Annotated in this window: 24 protein-coding genes; 9 read left to right on the top strand and 15 right to left on the bottom strand. The window is 37.1% G+C overall.

Going from position 1 to position 19,895, the window contains the following annotated elements:
• Positions 1-116: 116 nt before the first annotated feature.
• Positions 117-2,708 carry a DNA mismatch repair protein MutS gene (gene mutS, locus AC07UM_RS12285; RefSeq protein WP_494683239.1) on the top strand — a complete coding sequence of 864 codons (2,592 nt, stop codon included), beginning with the start codon at positions 117-119 and terminating at the stop codon, positions 2,706-2,708.
• Between the two features lie 36 nt (positions 2,709-2,744).
• On the opposite strand, the gene AC07UM_RS12280 is transcribed toward mutS, so the two are convergent.
• The 5 genes from AC07UM_RS12280 to AC07UM_RS12260 form a co-directional block, all read right to left on the bottom strand.
• Positions 2,745-2,900, bottom strand: a complete 156-nt coding sequence (locus AC07UM_RS12280) for a hypothetical protein (protein ID WP_494683240.1) — start codon at positions 2,898-2,900, stop codon at positions 2,745-2,747.
• Between the two features lie 30 nt (positions 2,901-2,930).
• Positions 2,931-3,098, bottom strand: a complete 168-nt coding sequence (locus tag AC07UM_RS12275; protein ID WP_494683241.1) for a hypothetical protein — start codon at positions 3,096-3,098, stop codon at positions 2,931-2,933.
• A gap of 159 nt (positions 3,099-3,257) precedes the next feature.
• Positions 3,258-3,416, bottom strand: a complete 159-nt coding sequence (locus AC07UM_RS12270) for a hypothetical protein (RefSeq protein WP_185147169.1) — start codon at positions 3,414-3,416, stop codon at positions 3,258-3,260.
• 28 nt (positions 3,417-3,444) lie between these two features.
• The gene (locus tag AC07UM_RS12265; RefSeq protein ID WP_494683242.1) at positions 3,445-3,597 is read right to left on the bottom strand and encodes a class IIb bacteriocin, lactobin A/cerein 7B family; all 153 of its coding nucleotides are present in this window, start codon (positions 3,595-3,597) and stop codon (positions 3,445-3,447) included.
• Between the two features lie 324 nt (positions 3,598-3,921).
• A complete protein-coding gene (locus tag AC07UM_RS12260) occupies positions 3,922-4,767 on the bottom strand; it encodes a hypothetical protein (RefSeq protein WP_494683243.1) in 846 nt (281 codons plus the stop codon).
• A 139-nt stretch (positions 4,768-4,906) separates the two neighbouring features.
• Between AC07UM_RS12260 and AC07UM_RS12255 the strand changes: the two genes are divergently transcribed.
• From AC07UM_RS12255 to AC07UM_RS12245, 3 genes are all read left to right on the top strand, one after another.
• On the top strand, positions 4,907-5,395 hold the full coding sequence (locus tag AC07UM_RS12255; protein WP_494683244.1) for a TlpA family protein disulfide reductase: 489 nt from the start codon (positions 4,907-4,909) through the stop codon (positions 5,393-5,395).
• A gap of 10 nt (positions 5,396-5,405) precedes the next feature.
• Positions 5,406-6,062 (top strand): thioredoxin family protein, encoded by a 657-nt coding sequence (locus AC07UM_RS12250; protein WP_494683245.1) that lies wholly within the window; start codon positions 5,406-5,408, stop codon positions 6,060-6,062.
• Between the two features lie 72 nt (positions 6,063-6,134).
• Positions 6,135-6,533, top strand: a complete 399-nt coding sequence (locus tag AC07UM_RS12245; protein ID WP_494683246.1) for a ribosomal maturation YjgA family protein — start codon at positions 6,135-6,137, stop codon at positions 6,531-6,533.
• Between the two features lie 24 nt (positions 6,534-6,557).
• Here AC07UM_RS12245 and AC07UM_RS12240 read toward each other — a convergent pair whose 3' ends face one another.
• From AC07UM_RS12240 to AC07UM_RS12220, 5 genes are read right to left on the bottom strand one after another with little or no spacing between them, the layout of a single operon-like run.
• Entirely contained in the window at positions 6,558-7,478 is a 921-nt protein-coding gene (locus tag AC07UM_RS12240; protein ID WP_494683247.1) for a YARHG domain-containing protein, read from the bottom strand.
• The gene (locus AC07UM_RS12235; protein ID WP_494683248.1) at positions 7,475-8,113 is read right to left on the bottom strand and encodes a DUF2306 domain-containing protein; all 639 of its coding nucleotides are present in this window, start codon (positions 8,111-8,113) and stop codon (positions 7,475-7,477) included. Before AC07UM_RS12235 ends, AC07UM_RS12240 begins: the two co-directional genes overlap by 4 nt.
• Before the next feature lie 5 nt (positions 8,114-8,118).
• Positions 8,119-8,529 carry an energy transducer TonB gene (locus AC07UM_RS12230; RefSeq protein WP_494683249.1) on the bottom strand — a complete coding sequence of 137 codons (411 nt, stop codon included), beginning with the start codon at positions 8,527-8,529 and terminating at the stop codon, positions 8,119-8,121.
• A gap of 34 nt (positions 8,530-8,563) precedes the next feature.
• Positions 8,564-8,986 (bottom strand): energy transducer TonB, encoded by a 423-nt coding sequence (locus tag AC07UM_RS12225; RefSeq protein WP_494683250.1) that lies wholly within the window; start codon positions 8,984-8,986, stop codon positions 8,564-8,566.
• Between the two features lie 11 nt (positions 8,987-8,997).
• On the bottom strand, positions 8,998-10,200 hold the full coding sequence (locus AC07UM_RS12220; protein ID WP_494683251.1) for a BaiN/RdsA family NAD(P)/FAD-dependent oxidoreductase: 1,203 nt from the start codon (positions 10,198-10,200) through the stop codon (positions 8,998-9,000).
• A gap of 113 nt (positions 10,201-10,313) precedes the next feature.
• Between AC07UM_RS12220 and AC07UM_RS12215 the strand changes: the two genes are divergently transcribed.
• From AC07UM_RS12215 to AC07UM_RS12195, 5 genes are all read left to right on the top strand, one after another.
• Entirely contained in the window at positions 10,314-10,808 is a 495-nt protein-coding gene (locus tag AC07UM_RS12215; protein ID WP_494683252.1) for an acyl-CoA thioesterase, read from the top strand.
• A gap of 95 nt (positions 10,809-10,903) precedes the next feature.
• Entirely contained in the window at positions 10,904-11,956 is a 1,053-nt protein-coding gene (gene thiL, locus AC07UM_RS12210; RefSeq protein WP_494683253.1) for a thiamine-phosphate kinase, read from the top strand.
• 273 nt (positions 11,957-12,229) lie between these two features.
• Entirely contained in the window at positions 12,230-13,048 is an 819-nt protein-coding gene (locus tag AC07UM_RS12205; protein ID WP_494683254.1) for a helix-turn-helix domain-containing protein, read from the top strand.
• Positions 13,049-13,215: 167 nt separating this feature from the next.
• The gene (locus tag AC07UM_RS12200; RefSeq protein WP_494683255.1) at positions 13,216-14,412 is read left to right on the top strand and encodes a multidrug effflux MFS transporter; all 1,197 of its coding nucleotides are present in this window, start codon (positions 13,216-13,218) and stop codon (positions 14,410-14,412) included.
• A 140-nt stretch (positions 14,413-14,552) separates the two neighbouring features.
• Positions 14,553-15,461: a DUF6268 family outer membrane beta-barrel protein gene (locus AC07UM_RS12195; protein ID WP_494683256.1), complete on the top strand. Its 909-nt coding sequence runs from the start codon at positions 14,553-14,555 to the stop codon at positions 15,459-15,461.
• Between the two features lie 57 nt (positions 15,462-15,518).
• On the opposite strand, the gene AC07UM_RS12190 is transcribed toward AC07UM_RS12195, so the two are convergent.
• From AC07UM_RS12190 to AC07UM_RS12170, 5 genes are all read right to left on the bottom strand, one after another.
• Complete coding sequence (locus tag AC07UM_RS12190) at positions 15,519-16,253, bottom strand: LytR/AlgR family response regulator transcription factor (protein ID WP_494683257.1); 735 nt, start codon at positions 16,251-16,253, stop codon at positions 15,519-15,521.
• Complete coding sequence (locus tag AC07UM_RS12185; protein WP_494683258.1) at positions 16,246-17,304, bottom strand: sensor histidine kinase; 1,059 nt, start codon at positions 17,302-17,304, stop codon at positions 16,246-16,248. The genes AC07UM_RS12190 and AC07UM_RS12185 overlap by 8 nt, the downstream gene beginning before the upstream one ends.
• A 79-nt stretch (positions 17,305-17,383) precedes the next feature.
• On the bottom strand, positions 17,384-17,980 hold the full coding sequence (locus AC07UM_RS12180; protein WP_494683259.1) for a porin family protein: 597 nt from the start codon (positions 17,978-17,980) through the stop codon (positions 17,384-17,386).
• Positions 17,981-18,132: 152 nt separating this feature from the next.
• On the bottom strand, positions 18,133-18,369 hold the full coding sequence (locus AC07UM_RS12175) for a hypothetical protein (RefSeq protein ID WP_494683260.1): 237 nt from the start codon (positions 18,367-18,369) through the stop codon (positions 18,133-18,135).
• A 176-nt stretch (positions 18,370-18,545) separates the two neighbouring features.
• On the bottom strand, positions 18,546-19,853 hold the full coding sequence (locus tag AC07UM_RS12170) for a hypothetical protein (RefSeq protein ID WP_494683261.1): 1,308 nt from the start codon (positions 19,851-19,853) through the stop codon (positions 18,546-18,548).
• Positions 19,854-19,895: the final 42 nt, after the last annotated feature.

The raw sequence follows: 19,895 nt of genomic DNA, 5'->3' as shown, positions 1-19,895 counted from the left end.
TGATTTGATGGTGAAAATACGATTAATTGCTGATAAAGAAAAGTATAAAAGATTAACTGATAAACAATTCTCATACCCTGAATTTATTTTTCTAAATTTGGGGCTCATTTTTTACTATGGCAAAAGCAGCGAAGAAAGAAACTCCATTAATGACGCAGTACAATACCATCAAGGCGAAATACCCTGATGCGCTATTATTATTCAGGGTTGGGGATTTTTATGAAACTTTTGGGCAGGATGCTGTCAGAACTTCTCAGATTCTGGGTATTGTGCTTACCAAAAGAGCCAATGGTGATGGGCATATAGAACTAGCCGGATTTCCACATCACTCTGTAGACTCTTATCTTCCAAAATTGGTAAGAGCAGGCATGAGGGTGGCGATCTGCGATCAGCTGGAGGATCCAAAAACAGTGAAAGGGATTGTAAAAAGAGGCGTTACGGAGTTGGTAACACCTGGTGTAACCTTCAATGACCAGGTTTTAAATTCAAAAAAGAATAACTTCCTTCTTTCTTTACACAAAGAAAAAGAGAAATACGGAATGGCCTTAGTAGATATCTCTACAGGAGAGTTTCTGGTAAGTGAAGGAACTCTGGAAAAACTGTTGCATATTGTCAATACTTTTGATCCCAGTGAGATTATTTTCCAGAGAAGTACACAGATTCCGGAGCAGATAAAAAACAAAAATGCTTTCAAACTGGAAGACTGGGCTTTCCAATATAATTTTGCCTACGAAAAATTAACGAATCATTTTAAAACCAATTCTTTAAAAGGATTTGGGGTAGAAAGCCTTCCACTGGCGATCACTGCAGCAGGGGCTATTTTTGCTTATCTGGTGGAGGATACTCATCATAACCTGCTTTCCCATATCACAAAACTTCAGATCATTCCGCAGGAAGATTATCTCATGATGGATAATTTTACCCTGAGAAACCTGGAAATTGTTTATCCAAGTAATCCACAAGGAAAATCTCTGCTGGATATCATTGACAAAACTTCTACTCCGATGGGAGGGAGATTATTGAGAAGAAGAATTATTCTTCCTTTAAAATCAGTGGATGAGATTATGAGAAGACTTTCTCTGATTGATTTCTTAAACGAAAATGAACCTCTGAAATATGAGATCTGCCAGCTGTTGAAATCGATTTCGGATCTTGACAGATTAATGGGAAAACTGGCTGCAGAAAAAATTTCACCCAAAGAATTAGGATATCTGCGTCAAAGTTTGATTAATATCCATAAAATCAAAGCGTTATTGCATCCTCATGCAGGAGTACTGGCGTGGTTGGAACCATTATTTGATCTGGAAGAATTAATTAAATTCCTGGAAAACCACCTTAATGAAGAACTTCCGGTAAACATTGCCAAAGGAAACATTATTAAAGCCGGTATTTCTGAAGAGCTGGACAGGTTAAGAAACCTGCAGAGTAAAGGACGCGGATTTCTGGATGAAATGTGCCAGAGAGAGATTGAAAGAACGGGGATTTCAAGTCTTAAAATTGATTTTAATAATGTTTTCGGATACTATATTGAAGTTCGAAACACCCATAAAGATAAAGTTCCGGATGACTGGGTAAGAAAGCAGACCTTGGTGAATGCTGAACGATATATTACCGAAGAGTTAAAGGAATATGAAAACCAGATTCTGGGAGCCGAAGAAAAAATCGGTGTTCTGGAAACTTCACTGTACAGGAATCTATGTGCAGAAACGATGATTTATATTGATCAGATTCAAGGGAATTCCAATATCATTGCACAACTTGATGTGGCTGCCGGTTTGTCTGAACTGGCTGTTTCTGAGAGTTATACAAAGCCTGTTTTGAATGACGGCTATGCGATCGACCTAAAAGAAGCCAGACATCCAATCATAGAGAATGCTCTTCCGTTGGGAGAAAAGTACATTCCGAATGATATTTTCCTGGATAAAGATTCTCAGCAGATCATTATGGTTACAGGTCCGAACATGGCTGGTAAATCGGCAATTCTGCGGCAGACGGCTATTGTATGTCTTTTGGCTCAGATCGGAAGTTTTGTGCCTGCAAAGCATGCTGAAATCGGAATGCTGGATAAGATTTTTACAAGGGTAGGAGCCACAGATAATATTTCTGCAGGAGAATCTACTTTCATGGTAGAAATGAATGAAGCGGCTAATATTCTGAATAATATTTCAGAACGAAGCCTGATTTTACTGGATGAAATCGGCCGTGGAACTTCCACTTATGACGGGGTTTCTATTGCGTGGGCTATTGCAGAATATCTTCATCAGCATCCAACGCAGGCGAAGACCCTGTTTGCAACCCACTATCATGAGCTGAATGAAATGACCATCAACTTTGAAAGGGTGAAAAATTTCCACGTTTCTATCCAGGAAAACAAAGGAAATATTATTTTTCTGAGAAAACTGGTACCAGGAGGAAGTGAGCACAGTTTCGGTATTCATGTTGCAAAACTAGCCGGAATGCCATCCAAGGTGGTGAACAGAGCGAATGAAATTCTTAAAACACTTGAAGCGAGCAGAACTCAGGGAGGAAATACGTCTGAGAGTATCAAAAGAGTGACTGAGGAAAATATGCAGCTTTCTTTCTTCCAGCTGGATGATCCTGTTCTGGAGAATATCCGTGAGGAACTGACAAAAATAGATATCAATACTTTGACACCAATTGAGGCTTTGATGAAGCTGAATGCGATAAAAAAAATGATTGGAAAATAATCCAATCATTTTTTTTGTTATAAAATTAAAGCTTAATTAACAGCAGTAGCCGTCTTTACCTTTTGGGCCAATGATCAGGAAGTGGTTTACTCCTCTTAGTTTGCATAAACCTTCTGCACAGGCTGCCCCGCCATTGATTTCTTTCAACTCAGTTTTGGTGAGTTTCCTTTTCTGAATGTTTGAATCTTTCATATTCTCCTTGTTTAAATGGTATAAACTTGGTTAACAGCAAAATCCATCCTGCATCCCGGGAACTCCAGATCTTTCCTCTCCGGTATGAGGATCTGTACAGCTTATTACTCTTGGGCAGATAGGTCTGCTGGCTCCTCCGCTGATCCCTTTCAGCTCATTTTTACTAAGCTTTCTTTTCTGATTTTTTGAATTTTTCATAATAATTTTAATTTGGTAAAAGCTAATTTACAAGTTATTTTATTATGTTCAAAATATTGTGAGTCAAATTGTTAACTTTTTTAGGTTTAAAATATTAATTCAAAAAAAAGATTGAGGGGTTCCCTCAATCCTTATTTTATCTAACAAGATTACGTGATATTAACAGCAGTATCCGTCTCTACCTACAGGACCGATAACATATTGGTCATCACCTATTTTGCATAATCCTTCAGGGCAAGCGATAGGTCCATTACCTCCGTTAATTTCTTTCAGCTCGCTTTTTGTTAATTTTCTTTTTTGGATGTTTGATTTTTTCATGATAATTTGATTGATTATTAGAGTTTAATTAACAACATTGTCCTTTGGAATTACATGCACCTATGCTCATCTCTCCGTCAATATTGCAAAAACAAGTTCCTGGACAAAGAGGTCCGCTGCCTCCATTGATTTGTTTTAATTCGTTTTTTGTCAATTTTTTCTGATTGTTCAATTTTTTCATGGTAGTTTGATTTTGGGTTATTGTTTTAATTTAATATTGGGTTAGCAGCAAAATCCATCTCGTCCCACAAGCCCGGGTACCATCTCTCCTGAGTCAGGAAGGGTACAGAATCCGCGGAGACATCTAGGGGGAAGTGCTCCACCATTAATTTCTTTTAACTCAGTCTTGGTTAATTTTCTCTTTTGAATGTTTGATTTTTTCATGGTAATTTTAGTTTTGATTCTAAGCTAATATACAAAATCATCCATATAATTCCATGAATTGGGAAAAATTTAACATAGGTGTTAATGAAAACAAAAAGAGAGCATTAAGCTCTCTTTTCTATTATAAATGATTGTATTCGTAAGTATTCAATTCGCTGTTCGTTACCCCTGTTCCGGTCTTATTATAATAAGTTCGGACATTTTTAGTAGGATAATTGCTGGTATTGTATTCGTAAGTAGACTTAAAGATTCCCCATTCAGCACTTCCTGAGCCGTTGTTATAATTAAGGAGATTATTATAGCTTAGGATATTGTGGGTGGATCCGTTTTCATCTTCGGCATCAATAATTTTTAAAAATCCTGTTATATTTTTAAAAGGAGCGTTCTTAGTATCGTATTGGATAGGCTGTAAAGATCCTGTTGCACTATGAAATCCTCCGGTGTTAGCAGGAACTGATGCTGTTTCTGTCCAGCTGCTTAGGGAGCCGTCTGCATTTAATGTTGCCGTTTTTGTACCTGTTCTTATAGCAGAAGACCCTGTAAAGTTTGCAGTATAGGTAATTTTTACACTATTGCTGGAAAGATATGTATAATTGGTTTCTACTGTAGAAACAGCTCCGGATGAAAGATTATTCTCAACATATATTTTTTTGCTCAATCTGTTGTTTCCATCATAGGTATAATTGGTTTTATAGCTGGTGCTTGAACCGGTAGTTACCTGCTGAGTAATCAGATCTCCTGAATAACTGAATAGAGTAACTTCACTATTGGTGATGTTTTTAATCTGAGAGATTTTTGAGCCATTGTAAGTAAACGTTGAAGTGTCTCCGTCAGCAACCATTTTTGTAACTAAGACCGGACTGTTATCATTGTTGTTCCCGTTATTATTGGATGATTCTGTATCATCATTACTGCTAGAGCAGGATGCCAAAAAGAAAATTGGCAGAAGTAAATAAGCTTTTTTCATGGTTTTAATTTAAGGCAGTAAAAATATCAAAAAAATGAATTGCTGATGAAAATAAATTGTTTATTTGTAAATGATTTATAAAATCTGTAAATTTCGTTATTGTATATAATTGAATAATAGTGTTTTATTAATTTTGAATATGAAAAAATTATTAATGGTATTCGCCATATTCCTGTTTTGTACGGTTTTCAATGCCCAGCAGACTGAAATTTCAGTGGTGAAATATGAAAATCTGGAAAAACGAATTCAGGAAGAGAAAGATAAACTTCTTGTGGTCAACTTTTGGTCAACCACCTGTGGCCCATGTGTAAAGGAGATGCCCCACTTTATGGAGATCAATCATCAATATGTCGCAAATCCTAAATTTAAAATGATTCTAGTTTCACTGGACAGGCTTGCAGATAAAGAAAGAGTTTTGAAATTCATTAAAAATAAAAATCTTACTGCTGAAGTGCTTTTGCTGGATGATATCAAAAGAATGAATACCTGGATCCCAAGGTTTGAAAAAGACTGGGATGGAAATATTCCGGTAACGCTGTTCTATAGAAATGGAGAGAAAGTTCATTTCAATGACGGTGAAATGAGCAAAGAAGATCTTGAAAAAACAATTAAAGAAAATCTACAATAAATAATCTATTATGAAAAACCTGAAAATTGTAATGACCGCAATCATTGTTGGACTTGGATTACTAAGCTTTACGACAACGGATCACGATAAAGGCAAAAATAAAAAAGAGAATGTTTCATCTGTAAAAGGCTATGAAGTAGGAGATGAAGCTGCTGATTTTAAGCTTAAGAATATTGATGGGAAAATGGTCTCTCTGAGCGATTTTAAAAGTGCAAAAGGATTCATTGTGGTATTTACCTGCAACCATTGTCCTTATGCAAAGAAATATGAAGACAGAATCATTGAGCTGGATAAAAAATACAAAGCTCAGGGATATCCGGTTATTGCCATTAATCCTAATGATCCTAATGCACAGCCGGAAGACGGTTATCAACAGATGATTGAAAGAGCCAAGCAGAAAGGCTTTACTTTCCCGTATCTGGTGGATGAAGGGCAGAAAATTTACCCACAGTACGGCGCTACAAAGACGCCGCATGTTTTTGTACTGAAAAAGGAAAACGGAAAGAATATTGTAAAATATATTGGCGCTATCGACAACAATTATGATAATCCGAATGATGTATCAGAATATTATGCTCAGGATGCTGTCAATGCTTTAATAAAAGGAGATGCTGTAAAAATGACAAAAACAGCAGCCATCGGATGTACAATCAAAGTAAAGAAATAATATATTTGCTTACCTATAATAAGATCGGTGTTCTTGGAATACCGATTTTTTATGCCTTAAACCCAATTTGAAATGAAATTACAATTCAGCCTGAAGTATCTCCTTCTGACCCTGTTTATTTTTCTTGCAGAAATTTTAATCGCCACAAAACTGAGCGGGATTTTCTTCGTTAGAGCCTATCTTGGAGATGTTATTGTGGTGATGCTTATTTACACCTTTGTGAAGAGTTTTGTAAAAGTAAATGACCAGAAGCTGATCCTCGGAATTCTGATTTTTTCATTTCTGGTAGAATTTGCCCAGTATTTCCATGTTGCAGAAAAACTAGGCTTCCGTCCTGGAAGCCTAATGTATATTGTCATTGGAAATTCTTTTTCGTGGATTGATAATCTGTGTTACGCGGTAGGCTGCCTAATTCTCTATCTTATCATAAAAATGAAGAAAGACGAAACATTAGGCCCAACCAATTCCTAATTCCTGCAACCTAACACCTTCTCTCTATCTTCCAAAACTATCATATTTATCTTCCGCATACTTGGTAAAGCGATTCAGTAAAGCGACATTGTCTTTTTCCATAGGAGAAAGGTCATTATCTACATTGCTGGAAACAGGAATATACCAATCTGTTTGTTCAAAGAAGTTTCTGTAGGTTTCTTTTTTAAAAGAATAGCCGTGTCTTGCAAATACAGAATTTTTGATGATTTCAAGATCAAGTTTTCTTAAGTTTTTAAGATCTTTTTCCGTTAGCTTCTGCTTGGATGCATTCAGTTTGAATATTGCTTCTGAGGCAATGCGGTTTTTAGAGGTTTTATAGCTTTCTGTTTTTCCGGTTTCTTCATCCTTATACTTTTCTGTAAACTCTTTAGGGTTCGACCAGTCTACCAGATCAGAATTCTTGTCCAGCATAAAGTTAGGATTATAAACGAACTCTTTTTTGGTCAGTTTAAGTGTTTTTGAAGGTGCTTTAACTGATGTTTTATTGAATGCATTCCATTTTCCGGTTAAGCTGTCACCTTTCAGTTTCACCTCGAACCTTCCGTCTGTTTTGTCATTTCCAGGTTCATCCAGGACAAAAGAGGCTGTTGCTTCATTGAAAACTCCTCGGAATGGGCGCTGATTTCCATTCACAATACTTTGTCCGTAAACGCTGTCCTTTGTGATTCTGTTGATCTTCAAAGAGATTCTTTTATAATTATTGACATCATATTCCGAACCGTCCATTTCGTCAACGACCTTTTCCATTCCTGCAAATTCACCGGTATAAATTCCGTAATATTCTTTATGAACTTCAGGAACGACAACAGAATCCTTTTTTGCGGTTAGAGAATCTTTTCCCGATTCATTGATCTTCCCATCTTTTTTGCAGCTTACCAAAGAAACTGCCAGTAAAGAAATAAGCGTGTAGTTTACAATTTTCATATATGTTTTTTTGTGATTAAATATTCAATAATAAGGAGGTTAGGAACCCATCCCAGCCATGCAATGATCTGATAGACATCCATAGGATTGGGATGAAATAAATATACAATAATAACTTTCCACATTCTCAATGTAATAGCAGATAATGTAAGGGCAAAACTCCGCCACATCCATTGCTTGTGTTCTTTAAACCTTTTCTGCCTTGCCAGCTGATACGCTTTAAACGTTGAAAACCACCATAAAAAGCCCAAAATAACAAAAGAAACCTTCGACAGAATACCTCCGTTGGCAAATATTCCCATATAAATTCCCGAAGGTGCCGCACAGATCAAAATGAGAAAAATATACACTTTTCCCATATTCTGGTGGAAGTTTTTTAATCCAAAATTCCTTCTGAGAATAGCCAAAAACCCTGAAAGAAGTACAAAAATACTCGTATAGACATGAGTATAGAAAAACGCAAGGTATTCCGGTCTATCTACTACTTCAGTCTGTTTGATCATCAGAAAACTGGCTTCAGAATTAAAAGGAATGTATTCTAACGTAATCTTCAGCATCAGCCAAAAGAAGTATCCGAATCCTATGGTGAGAAGGATTTTAAAAAGGGTAGATGTATTTCTTTTAGCAGAGAGCATCTCGATTATTCAAAGCTTATAGTTAGAGGAAAAGTCAAATAGCTGCGGACAATCCTGCCATTGGATTCTGCTGGTTTCCATTGGGCTTTCAAAGATTTTATAGCTCTTTCTGTTTCTTTATTGAAATCAGCATTATCTCCGGTTACTATAATGCCATCTATTTTACCTTCGATAGTAACTATAAACTTTGCTCTCGCATTGATTATTCCTTGTCCTCTTATTTTTCTCGTTCTTATTTTGTCAGCAATATCTTTTCGAAGTGTCATCATGCCCCCGGGATATTCAGCGTTTTTGGTGTTTACAGCATTATGCTGATCTTTGGTATGATCCTCCACAGGTTGTGTTTTATTTTCTTCTGTTTGAGCAAATGCAAGGCCAAAACCAAGACATAAAATAAATGCTAATGTTTTTTTCATAGATATGGTTTATTAGCTTTTCTAGATTAGCATTTTAAAGATTTAAAGTCATAGGAATGCGGTACGTTGCCTTAACTGCTTGCCCATTTTTAGTAGCAGGCTTCCATTTGGTCTTTAAAGCTTTTATGACGCGGTCCATCTCTTTATTCAGAGCGGGATTATTTCCCGTTGTTGAAACAGAACTTATGCTCCCATCGGGATTGATATCAAACTTTGTAATTGATTTAGATACTCCCGAGGAGTTTTCAAATTTTGAAGGATCAAAGATTTGACTAATATCTTGCCTCAAAGCAATCATTCCTCCAGGATATTCGACGGGAGAGATTTCATTTGGCTTAATTTCATCCTTATTTATCTCTGACGATGGAGTTGATGATTGCTGTTCCTCCTTTTGTATTGTTTGAGAAAAAGCAAATTGAGCTCCTAATAGTAAGATGAGTATTGAGATCTTTTTCATGGGTGTGTTTTTTATAAGTTATTGAGATCCTGTGCAATCAGCCATCCTTCACTCCAGCATGCCTGGAAATTGAAACCTCCTGTCACAGCATCTATATTGAGAACCTCTCCTGCAATATAAAAATTAGGAAGCAGTTTTGAAGACATGTTTTTAAAGTTAATTTCCTTTAAATCAACACCTCCGGCGGTTACAAATTCATCTTTAAAGGTAGATTTCCCCGTTACCTGAAACTTTTTTTGGCAAAGGTTTTCAATGATTTTCTGCATTTCCTTTCCAGAAATATTGGCAACCTGTTTGTTGAGGTCAACTTTTGAAATCTCTAGAATCTTTTGCCAGAACCTGTTCGTAATATCAAAAATCTTAGACTGTCCGATGGTCTTTTTAGGATTGCTTTGTTTGAAATGAGTAAAGATTTCTTCCGCTTCATCTGTTTCTATGGAAACAAAATTAACTTCAATTTCAAAGTTGTATTTAAGCTTTGCAAGGCTTATCGCTTCCCATGCAGAAATTTTCAGAACAGCAGGCCCTGAAAGTCCCCAGTGGGTAATAAGCAACGGTCCGCTCTCCTCAGTTTTCAGTTTTGGAATGGAAATACCAGCGTTTTCAAAACTTGTTCCCGGAAGATCTTTCAGCAGATCATCTTTAATATTAAAAGTAAAAAGGGAAGGGACAAGGTCCACGATCTTATGCCCTAGATTCTCAATCATTTTCAACGATTTTGGAGAACTTCCGGTAGTATACACGATATAATCTGCCTTAAAATCTCCTGAATTGGTTTTTACAATATATTTTTCATCCTGTTTTTCAATCTCTTTTACCGAACATTTTGTTTGTACAGAGACATTTTTCTTTTGGGTCTCATTCAAAAAAGTATTAATAATGGTCTGTGAAGAATTGCTTTCAGGGAAAGTTCTGTTATCGTTTTCAATTTTCAAGGGAACATTACGCTGGTCAAACCATTCCATGGTATCCCCAGGCTGAAATTTGCTGAAAACACTCAGCAGTTCCTTGTTTCCACGAGGATAAAACTGAACAAGTTCTCTTGGATCAAAACAGGCGTGGGTTACATTACAGCGTCCGCCTCCGGAAATTTTAACCTTCTGAAGAACATCAGAATTCTGCTCTAAAATCGTAATTGTATATTTTTTTTCGTCAAGATTGGATGCACAGAAAAAGCCTGCAGCACCGCCTCCGATAATAATGATCTGTTTCATGTCTATGTAATCCTATGCGGAAGATTATTTTTTCAAAAGTACAATTTTTATAAACCATCTTATTTGAGTATTTTTGAAGATTATAATTTAATCATACCAAAAACGATTTTCAAATGATTTTCTACCATAAATTTGAAGTGCGATGGAGCGATCTTGATGCCAACAAGCACTTAGCCAATTCATCATATGTACAATATTGTGCGCAGGCCAGAATGGCTTTTATGACTAAAGAGAAAATGGGAGTTACCCAGCTAAGCAGATGGGGAATTGGTCCGGTGATGCTGCACGAAAGATATTCTTTCTTCAAAGAGATCTATGCAGATCAGGTCGTAATTGTAAGTGTAGAAATTGACGGATGCTCAGAAGATTCTTCTATTTACCGTTTCGTTCACAAATTCTATACTCCGGATGGGATGCACTGTGCTACTTCAGAAGCGACAGGAGTATGGATCGATATGATGCTTAGAAAAATGACCACTCCGCCGGATGACGTTGTGGAGGCAATGAATAAATATAAGAGCCCGGAGACCGTGGTATTGTCGAAAGAAGATTTCAAAAAGTTTCCTTTCCACCCGCACAATATCGACCCGTCAGAAATTAATATATAAATGATGAATGATGATTGATCGATGATGTTGATAAAAATATTACATTCTTGATCTATCAATTATCATTTATCAATGATCACTTATAAATAGAAATCATGTTTGAAGATAAATCACAGGAGCTTACGCCCATTTCGAAATTAGGAGAATTCGGTCTTATTAAGCATCTGACAGAACATTTTCCGCTATCCAATGAATCTTCGGAACTTGGTGTAGGAGATGATGCGGCAGTTATTAATCCGGATAATAAAAAAGTAATTCTTACGACAGATGTGCTGGCGGAGGGAGTCCATTTTAATTTAGGATATGTTCCTTTAAAACATTTAGGATATAAAGCTGTGGTCGTAAACCTCAGTGATATTGCCGCAATGAATGCAACGCCTACCCAGATATTGGTTTCCCTTGCGGTTTCAAATCGTTTTCCGGTGGAAGCTTTGGAAGAAATCTATTCCGGGATTCAGGCGGCTTGTGCAAGATATAAAGTAGATCTGATAGGAGGAGATACTACAAGTTCCAACTCAGGGCTGGTAATGAGCATTACAGCTGTAGGAATTGAAAATGAGGAAAACATCGTAAAAAGAAGTGGAGCAAAGCCAAATGATCTTCTTGTTGTAACAGGAGATTTAGGTGGAGCATACATGGGCTTACAGATTCTGGAAAGAGAACATGCCGTATACCTTGCTGACCCTAATATGCAGCCGGAAATGGAAGGCTACGATTATATCCTGGAAAGACAGCTGAAGCCTGAAGCAAGAACAGATGTTAAAAATATTTTGGAGGAACTGGATGTTAAACCCACTTCAATGATCGATATTTCAGACGGTCTGGCTTCTGAAATCCTTCACCTTTCAGATCAGTCAAAAGTAGGATTCAGATTGTATGAGGAAAAAGTTCCATTGGACAACCTTACGATCTCGACTGCGGATGAAATGAATTTGAATCCGGTAATGACTGCTTTAAGCGGTGGTGAAGATTATGAACTTTTGTTCACTATTTCGCCCAATGATTTTGATAAAATTAGAAACCACCCAGATTTTACCATTATCGGACATGCGGTAGAAAATGAAGAAGGAAACTTTATGGTAGCAAGAGGATCTAACCAGCTGATAGCCCTTACAGCTCAGGGGTGGGATGCTTTTTTAGGCCAATAAGATGTATACTTTTACAGTATTACCATGTTTAGTAATTATAACATTCATAATAGTTACCCTATACAAACACTACATTAAAAAAAGAAATCAGAACCTGAAAGAGTCTTTCGTTTTTGTCTTGTTTTTTGTAACAGTATGGAGTTTAATTTATTATCTTGTTTTTAGTTAAATAACATACCAAAACCGAAAAATTATATTTAATTTTAAATATTGTAAGAAAACCGTAGTACTTTTTGCTGCGGTTTTTGCTTTATTTGATCAAATACATTAGCAATGAGTTCATCTGAAAAAAATATTCCTGTTCATAATCTGGTGTCTGAAGAATTTCAGGTCAACACCTTAGAAAATGGGCATCCGGAAAACTTCGAGGATATTCATCGTCATAATTTTTTTGAAATTATCTGGTTTAAAGAAGTTCATGCAGACAGCAGCCTTGAGTTGGATTTTGAGAGTTATCCTGTGAAAAACAACCAGATCTGCATTATTGTTCCCGGACAGGTTTTTAATATGAAACTCCGCAAGGAAAAAGGATCTGTCTTGGCTATCAGCAAAGAAATTTTCAAAGAAGCCTGCGATACTGAAGTGGTTCTGGCAAATGGAGCTAGACCTTTCTTTTTGGATGAAGAAAGCAGTGAAACCGGAAATAGGCTGATTTCAATGATCAAACAGGAGTATCTTGGATCCGGACGTGTTGAAATTTTAAAAGCTTATCTGAGAGCTTTCTGTCTCATTATTACTGATCAGATCACGATGCAGAATACATCGGAAGAGGATAAACCGAGAATTCAGCAACTGGTAGCACTGATAGAAGAACATTACATCACTCAGAAAAACACTGATTTTTATGCTGAGCAGCTTAAAATAAGCGCCCATCACCTTAATGATATTGTCCGGATTTCCCGGGGAACAACTGTGAAAAAAATGATTGCCCAAAGACTTATTCTGGAAGCCAAAAGAGAGCTTAGTTTTGGAGCTTTAACTGTAAAAGAGATTGCTTTTAAATTAGGTTTTGGTGATGCTTCTTACTTTTCCCGTTTTTTTAAAAAACATACCCGGCAGAATCCCGATGGGTTCAGGGATGGAAAAGGCTAATCTTCAGAATGTTCCTTTGTTTTTTATTTTAAATAAACAATTCAGGCACAGAGGCATAGTATAATCCTCAGTTTGTGCTATTCTTCCTTCAGTTCTTTTATTGAAAAACTAAGCTTTTTACAGCAACTTTGCAACTGAAAAATCACCCGTGAGGGCTTATGTTATTTATGAAGAAGAATTTGAATATTGTAGTGTTTATTCTTGCACTGCTCAACACATTGGAGTCGCTAAGTATAGATCTTTATCTTCCCGCTTTCCCAAGTATGGCTAAAATCTTTAATACCGATATCGGTCATATCCAGATCTCCATTTCGGTGTTCTTTGCCGGGTTTGCTTTCGGACAGCTGTTATGGGGGCCTTTATCTGACAAAAAAGGGCGTAAACCCATGCTGTATTGTGGACTTTTACTTTTTATTATAGGAGCTACGGCCATCTATTTTACCTCAGATATTTATGTTTTATGGGCAATGCGTTTTCTGCAGGCGTTCGGAGGAAGTGCCGGAATCGTTATTGGCAGGGCTATCATTATTGATCTTTACGATAAACAAAAATCGGTAACGATCTTTTCCCAGCAGTCTCAGATCAGTGGTATCGCACCTATTGTTGCACCATTATTGGGAAGTGTTTTCCTTAAATTCTGGGGCTGGAACAGTTCTTTCGCTTTTTTATGCATCATGGGACTGATAACGCTTTTCATGGTTTACAAATATGTACCGGAAACCAATAACAGAATTAATCTTCCGGATGGTGAACTGTTGAATGAAAAAGGATTAAAAGATCAGCTGAAAATGATCATTTCCAACAAAGATTTTATCAACAGTACAATGGTGGGAAGTCTTGCTTTTGCATCCCTTATTATTTACATTTCGAATGCCCCCTTCCTATTTATGGAACTCCATGGTTTCTCAAGCGGTGTGTTCAGTTTTATATTTGCTTTTAACTCCCTGGCCTTGATAACCGCGGCATATATTACCCCTAAGCTGATCAAAAGAATAAGCAACTCAACGCTTTTATTTACGGCTACCATTGTCCTACTGGTGGTGTGTTCTCTCCATATTCTGATTGCTGCAGAAAACGTTTCTGTAGCCTTGGAAATTGCAATGCTTTATCTGTCATTACTGGCAATCGGTATTTTGTTTCCTATCACCTCAGCTCATGCACTATCTCCATTTAAAGAAGGAAGAGGAACAGCGGCTGCATTACTTGGATTCATGCAGTTGATGGTTACCTTCTTAATGTCAGGACTGATAGGTCTTTTAGAAGCAGATTCTATCATTCCGATGGTGGTGACACGCTCTGCAATGGCATTAATCGCAGTGTGGTTCGGATACCGTATTTTTAAGGCTCAAAAAGCAACAGCTTAAGTATCTGTTCTGATACAACAAAATAGGGTATTGAAAAACTAATCCTCTTATTTGATCCTGTTGTCATACTATCCGGACACTTAATCAAGTAATTTTTGTAAAAAATGGCCAAAGGGTTCTCTTTGCATAAAATTTAAAATATGAAAAGAACCCTTTCGACGGTTTTATGCTGCTTAATGCCATTAGGGTATTGGGTAAGTGCACAATCCGGGCTATCTGCAGAGCTGAAAACAGAATATATTCCGGACTCCAACTATATCCGCCCTGAAGACAGCACAAAAACAAATTCTAAAAGTGATTTTAAAAGGATTGATCTTAACCTGAGTATTCCGTTATCTGTAAAAAAAGATACCGATGGGAAAGTAAGATCGTGGTCTATGCTGCTGAGCGGGTCTTATGCAAAGATGACACACAAAAATTACGAAACCCAATTATTTCCGGATCAGATGCTGAATGCGCAAGTCGGAATACAGCATATGAGACCTTTGGGTAAAAAGTGGAGTATGATGATGACTGCATCCGTGGGAGTTTATACAGATCTTGAAAGAGTCAATTTTGATGATGTACTGGGACAGGGAGGAATTTTGTTTATCAGACATTTTAATCCTAATCTTTCATTGGGTGGAGGACCGGTACTTACCACTGCTTTTGGAGTTCCTATGATTTTACCCTGGATTTATTTTGACTGGAAAACGAATGGAAAGATAAAATTCAGCCTCAATTTCCCACAAGGTATGGAAGCCGGTTATCTGTTTTCAGACAAATTTGCTTTAAAAGCTGTTGTAGACCTCAATGGGATGACTGTAGAGAGAAATGTAGGCGGAAAATCTATGTTGCTGGGTTACCAGCAGATCACCGCAGGACTTAGACCAGAATTGAAAATCAATGACAGACTTACGTTACGTCTAACAGGTGGAACAGCAATACTGAGAAGCTTCAGCGAAAATGACCGAAAGATCAAAAGTATTTTCAGAGACAAAAAAGTAGCAGACCCAAGATTTGCAAGTACATTCTACGCTGCAGTATCACTGCGCTGGAATCTGCCATAAAAAAATGCCGGAGGCGGGGAATTTGATAACTCCCAGCTTCCGGCTTCTCTCTTCCAGCTATTTGCTGATCAGTTTCTTATATACCACCTGATTAAGTAATTCTTCTTTTCGGGTACGGGAAATAGGAAGCTCAATTTTATTAATGAAAAGCCGCCCGCCGGAGATCATATCGATATGGGTGATATTGATGAGGTATGACTTATGAATCCTGAAGAAGTGATCTGAAGGAAGTGATTCTTCAATAGCTTTCATCGTCTGATGGATAATCAGCGATTTATCTTTAAAATGAAGCTTGGTATAATTCTGCATACTTTCAATGTAGAGAATATCTACCCAGGAAACCTTAATAAAGGAATCAGACTGCCTCACGTATAGAAAAGGATCATCCAGTGAAGTATTCTTTTTCAATTTTTCACTGATGATAAACTGCTGTTGCGCCCTATTTACTGCCTGATAAAAACGATTAAAAGCAATAGGCTTTAAAAGATAATCCGCAACCTGCAGACGGAATCCTTCCAAAGCATATTCGGAATAAGCTGTGGTAAGAATACACAAAGGCGGATTTTCAAGTTGCTCCAGAAACTCCAGACCGGAAAGATAAGGCATATTGATATCCAGGAAAAGGAGGTCTATTTCATTCTCCTTTACTTTGGCGTCTGCTTCCAGTGCTGTGGCACATGTTCCTTCAACCGATAAAAAGTCAATCTGATCAGCCAGTTCTTTAAGATGGAATCTTGCCAGAGGTTCATCATCTATAATCAGGCATTTCATTTTAGGAATAGTATTACTCATGATGGTCAGATAGCGTTAGTCGTAAAGTTATTGTAAAGATATGATTATCCGTTTCAATTTTCAGATCATGGGAATCCGGATATTGTAGTTTTAAACGTTTTTTTACATTTTGAAGACCAATTCCTCCTGTTCCGTCTTTCTTTTTATAAGTTGCCATATCCGAATAAGAATTTTCAACATAGAAATAGAGGTGGTTGTCTTTTTCTTTACAGGAGATTTTTATATATCCTTTATGACCGGGCAGCCTGCAGACGTATTTAAATGCATTTTCGATGAAAGGAACAAGAAGTAACGGAGCAATAAAAGCTTTCCTATTACCAATTTCCCAGTTTGCTTTCACATCCAGCTCATTTCCCCATCTCAGTTTTTCTACCTCAACAAGATTTTGAAGGTATTCAACATCTTTATCCAAAGGAACCATGACCTGGTTACAATGATACAGCTGATACCGGAGAATATCCGAAAATTTCATCAGTAGAAAATCTGCCAGCTGCGTATCCGTTTTCATCAGAATATGAATATGATTCAGAATATTAAATACCACATGAGGATTGATCTGATCCTGCAAAAGCTTAAGCTGGTTTTCCAGATGAGCCTGCTGAAGGAGAATATGATCACGTTCTATTCTTCCGTGCTCTTTATAAAACTTGATACCGCATGCTGCTCCGTTGATCAGAAATGAGGCGGGCAAAGACATATAAAAGCCCTTCCACAAAAAAGGGAGGTGCTCCGAAAAATCTTTTGGAAGCTGCTCTTTGGGAGCAACTTCAAGATAAGTGAAAACAATAGCGAAAATCAGGCTTAATATAAAAATCACCATCACTGCCTGGGTCAGAAACCGCTTCATTTTTTTTTCCTGTAAGGCTTTTGGAAGAAGTTTATTGGTTAAAAAATGGGTAAATGTAAAAGAAAAACTCACAATGATAACCGCTTGTATCATTGCAAGATAATTTTCTGTGGTGGTCTGAAAATTACACCATAATACAATAGCGAGAACAAGCCAGAAAATAAAAGTAAATATGTATTCTTTTAAAACAAAAGATTTTGTCATGGAACTGGATATAGGTTGATAAAAAAATTAGAAACTGCAGGGAAAACAGTTTCTAACAGGTAAAGATAATTTAAGTTTTTTAGAACAGGAAATACCCTATTCCGAGGGAAAAACTATGGGGTTTGGACTTAAATTCTTTACTAATGCTTGTAAGGCCGGTCTCATACCTCAGATCTACCGTGAAATTTTTATAGTCTAATCCTACCCCTCCCGTAACACCAATATTGGATTTGTCAAACTTTTTAAAACCTTCCTGAAGAGCCTGAGAAGTAGATAAATTATTATTAAAAGCATAGCTGTAAACTCCTCCGGCAAATACCCTTACATTGAAATCATCGGTTTTAATGAATTTATATCCTACCATTACAGGGATATCAATAGCGTTCCATGAAAGTTTTGAAGAGTTTCCGTCTTGGGACTCGAATGATGTTTTCCTTTTGTTGAAGAGTGCTTCTCCTTGTACATACAGGCTTCCCAGGTCTACTCTTGTCATGACTCCCGCCTGATAACCGAAGCCGTATTTTCCTTCCAAGGAAGAAGATTCCGTGGAGGTTTTTGTAAAATTTGTTCCTCCCTTTATTCCGATGTGAAAAGCTGGAGCTTGCTGTGCTTTCATCTCTATGGTGCAGGAAATGCACAATAATAAAGAGCTTAAGGCTAAAAATTGCTGCTTCATAAATTAAGTGTTGTTAAAAATCTGATGCAAAACAACAATTATGAAACATGGGGTGAAATTTTATTTGATGAACGGCAGAGATGCTTTGACAAGGTTCTGTTTTCGGGTGAAAAATAAAAGCCGGAAGTAGTACTACTTCCGGCTTTCTATTACTAATACGGTTGCTCTTCACAGATAGAAGGAGGATTGCATCCACCTCCTCCGCCAGGATTTCCACCACCTCCTACAGCGATGCATTGTCCCGGACTTCCATCTTCATACATTTCACAGGCATTTCCCCAGGCACACTGGCAGTCATCCTGACAATTATAGGAATTTCCTCCCATATGACAGCCTCCGCCTCCGCTTCCTAGAATTGCAGATAAGTCTTTTCTCAAAAGTTTTTTCATTTTTTTCATGATTAAATTTGGTATTAAATGTTATAGTTTAAAATTGTACATCCTTGTAAATATAATAAAATTGCGTTAATTAATTGTAAATGAATTATATGTATGGTGTTTTTTATACTAAAATAAGCCACTCTTGAAGTGGCTTATTGATAATGAGATAAATGATCTGCTCTGTTTTAGAAACTGAAATCCTTTTGATACAGCAGATATTCTTTTTTGAAAAGAGGGATAGTCCCTTCATACCTGAGAGGAGCTATTCCAAAACCATAAAACATATCTGCCTGAATTTTGCCTTTTACAGAAAATACTCCTTTTCTTTCAGGAATAAATGTCAGCCCTAAAGATGAAAGAGCAGAAGCTCTTCCTCTTAATCCGGAATTGGCAATAGGAATAGAAATAAACAGCAGCCCTACGGCTCCTTTAGCCTCTAAACCGGCTTCAGCAGATAAGTTTCCTTCCACACCGGTGATGGCGGGATCTGATTTCTTTTGAAGATTGATATTCAGTGCCGGATTTTTGCTTATCAGGAAGTTGGCATTTCCTTCAAGATCCAAAAGCTGTCCCTGCACTTTTCCTGTTGCCTGCACTCCAAGAAATGGTCCTGCAGAAAGGGTAGGGCTTAAAATAAGACCCGTAGGCCCCAGGACAATAGGAACGATAGGAATATTCAGATAATCTGTCGTGCTGGCTGTATAGCCCAGGCTTCCTACAATACTTGCAGAGCTCTGAAGTTTGATGTCATCCATGATGAGGTTGACATAAAAATCAGATAAATGGCCCCACGAAAAAGTGATATTATAATCAATTTTTGGAGTAAATCCGCCCTTTACATTCACGCTGGAATTTCCTGCTGAGGATAAGGGAAATGAAAAGGTTTTATCAAAATCAAAACGGTTGAAAGCAACTACTTTTTGATTTTGGAGGTTCCTGGCTTCAATAGAAAGTATTTTACGATTGATTTCCTGAGAAACCAAACCTTCTACGGGAACATAATTCACCATTTTTCCATTAATATTAACGGGCGCTTTATCTGATGGATCATACACTCCGCTCAGGGTTCCGCTATAGATAAATTCTTCAAGTTTTGCACTGGAAGTTTGTACCGTGAAGCCGTTATTTGATTTGTAAACAGCGTTCACTTTTGAAAGGATTGTGCTCACCTGATTACCTTCTACTTTTGTACCAACAATAACAGTTCCTGCCAAAATACTGTCTGTTTGCGGAGTACTGCGGTTAAATGTAATTTCCCTTTCATTGTGGGCAGAAATTGCATTTACCGATTCATCATTCAAGATAATAACATTTTTCTGTAAAGTCAGTTTTCCTAATGTCTTCATAGGAGCAGACTCTGTAGAATTTTCAACAGGAGTATCCAGTGGATCATCCTGAGAACAAGACGTTAAAAGAAACAAACAGAAAATAGAAAAAAGAATAGAAAAATAAAATTTTCTGCTGATTGTGAAGGGGTTAGATTTCATTTTCATAAACAGTGATTTTAAGTTTCTATCTAATTTAGATGAATTATT

Source organism: Chryseobacterium sp. GW821-FHT04C04, from assembly GCF_059420365.1.
Note: the sequence above shows the minus strand (reverse complement) of the source record. Positions and strands in the feature narration are given on the sequence as shown.

What these genes read in the sequence shown, in the direction of transcription:
- AC07UM_RS12220 (WP_494683251.1), bottom strand. Translation starts at nt 10,200, where the DNA reads ATGAAACAGATCATTATTATCGGAGGCGGTGCTGCAGGCTTTTTCTGT.
- AC07UM_RS12240 (WP_494683247.1), bottom strand. Translation starts at nt 7,478, where the DNA reads ATGAAAATTGTAAACTACACGCTTATTTCTTTACTGGCAGTTTCTTTG.
- AC07UM_RS12265 (WP_494683242.1), bottom strand. Translation starts at nt 3,597, where the DNA reads ATGAAAAAATTGAACAATCAGAAAAAATTGACAAAAAACGAATTAAAA.
- AC07UM_RS12185 (WP_494683258.1), bottom strand. Translation starts at nt 17,304, where the DNA reads ATGACAAAATCTTTTGTTTTAAAAGAATACATATTTACTTTTATTTTC.
- thiL (WP_494683253.1), top strand. Translation starts at nt 10,904, where the DNA reads ATGTTTGAAGATAAATCACAGGAGCTTACGCCCATTTCGAAATTAGGA.
- AC07UM_RS12225 (WP_494683250.1), bottom strand. Translation starts at nt 8,986, where the DNA reads ATGAAAAAGATCTCAATACTCATCTTACTATTAGGAGCTCAATTTGCT.
- AC07UM_RS12260 (WP_494683243.1), bottom strand. Translation starts at nt 4,767, where the DNA reads ATGAAAAAAGCTTATTTACTTCTGCCAATTTTCTTTTTGGCATCCTGC.
- mutS (WP_494683239.1), top strand. Translation starts at nt 117, where the DNA reads ATGGCAAAAGCAGCGAAGAAAGAAACTCCATTAATGACGCAGTACAAT.
- AC07UM_RS12205 (WP_494683254.1), top strand. Translation starts at nt 12,230, where the DNA reads ATGAGTTCATCTGAAAAAAATATTCCTGTTCATAATCTGGTGTCTGAA.
- AC07UM_RS12250 (WP_494683245.1), top strand. Translation starts at nt 5,406, where the DNA reads ATGAAAAACCTGAAAATTGTAATGACCGCAATCATTGTTGGACTTGGA.
- AC07UM_RS12190 (WP_494683257.1), bottom strand. Translation starts at nt 16,253, where the DNA reads ATGAGTAATACTATTCCTAAAATGAAATGCCTGATTATAGATGATGAA.
- AC07UM_RS12170 (WP_494683261.1), bottom strand. Translation starts at nt 19,853, where the DNA reads ATGAAAATGAAATCTAACCCCTTCACAATCAGCAGAAAATTTTATTTT.
- AC07UM_RS12175 (WP_494683260.1), bottom strand. Translation starts at nt 18,369, where the DNA reads ATGAAAAAACTTTTGAGAAAAGACTTATCTGCAATTCTAGGAAGCGGA.
- AC07UM_RS12280 (WP_494683240.1), bottom strand. Translation starts at nt 2,900, where the DNA reads ATGAAAGATTCAAACATTCAGAAAAGGAAACTCACCAAAACTGAGTTG.
- AC07UM_RS12215 (WP_494683252.1), top strand. Translation starts at nt 10,314, where the DNA reads ATGATTTTCTACCATAAATTTGAAGTGCGATGGAGCGATCTTGATGCC.
- AC07UM_RS12275 (WP_494683241.1), bottom strand. Translation starts at nt 3,098, where the DNA reads ATGAAAAATTCAAAAAATCAGAAAAGAAAGCTTAGTAAAAATGAGCTG.
- AC07UM_RS12180 (WP_494683259.1), bottom strand. Translation starts at nt 17,980, where the DNA reads ATGAAGCAGCAATTTTTAGCCTTAAGCTCTTTATTATTGTGCATTTCC.
- AC07UM_RS12200 (WP_494683255.1), top strand. Translation starts at nt 13,216, where the DNA reads ATGAAGAAGAATTTGAATATTGTAGTGTTTATTCTTGCACTGCTCAAC.
- AC07UM_RS12255 (WP_494683244.1), top strand. Translation starts at nt 4,907, where the DNA reads ATGAAAAAATTATTAATGGTATTCGCCATATTCCTGTTTTGTACGGTT.
- AC07UM_RS12195 (WP_494683256.1), top strand. Translation starts at nt 14,553, where the DNA reads ATGAAAAGAACCCTTTCGACGGTTTTATGCTGCTTAATGCCATTAGGG.
- AC07UM_RS12235 (WP_494683248.1), bottom strand. Translation starts at nt 8,113, where the DNA reads ATGCTCTCTGCTAAAAGAAATACATCTACCCTTTTTAAAATCCTTCTC.
- AC07UM_RS12245 (WP_494683246.1), top strand. Translation starts at nt 6,135, where the DNA reads ATGAAATTACAATTCAGCCTGAAGTATCTCCTTCTGACCCTGTTTATT.
- AC07UM_RS12270 (WP_185147169.1), bottom strand. Translation starts at nt 3,416, where the DNA reads ATGAAAAAATCAAACATCCAAAAAAGAAAATTAACAAAAAGCGAGCTG.
- AC07UM_RS12230 (WP_494683249.1), bottom strand. Translation starts at nt 8,529, where the DNA reads ATGAAAAAAACATTAGCATTTATTTTATGTCTTGGTTTTGGCCTTGCA.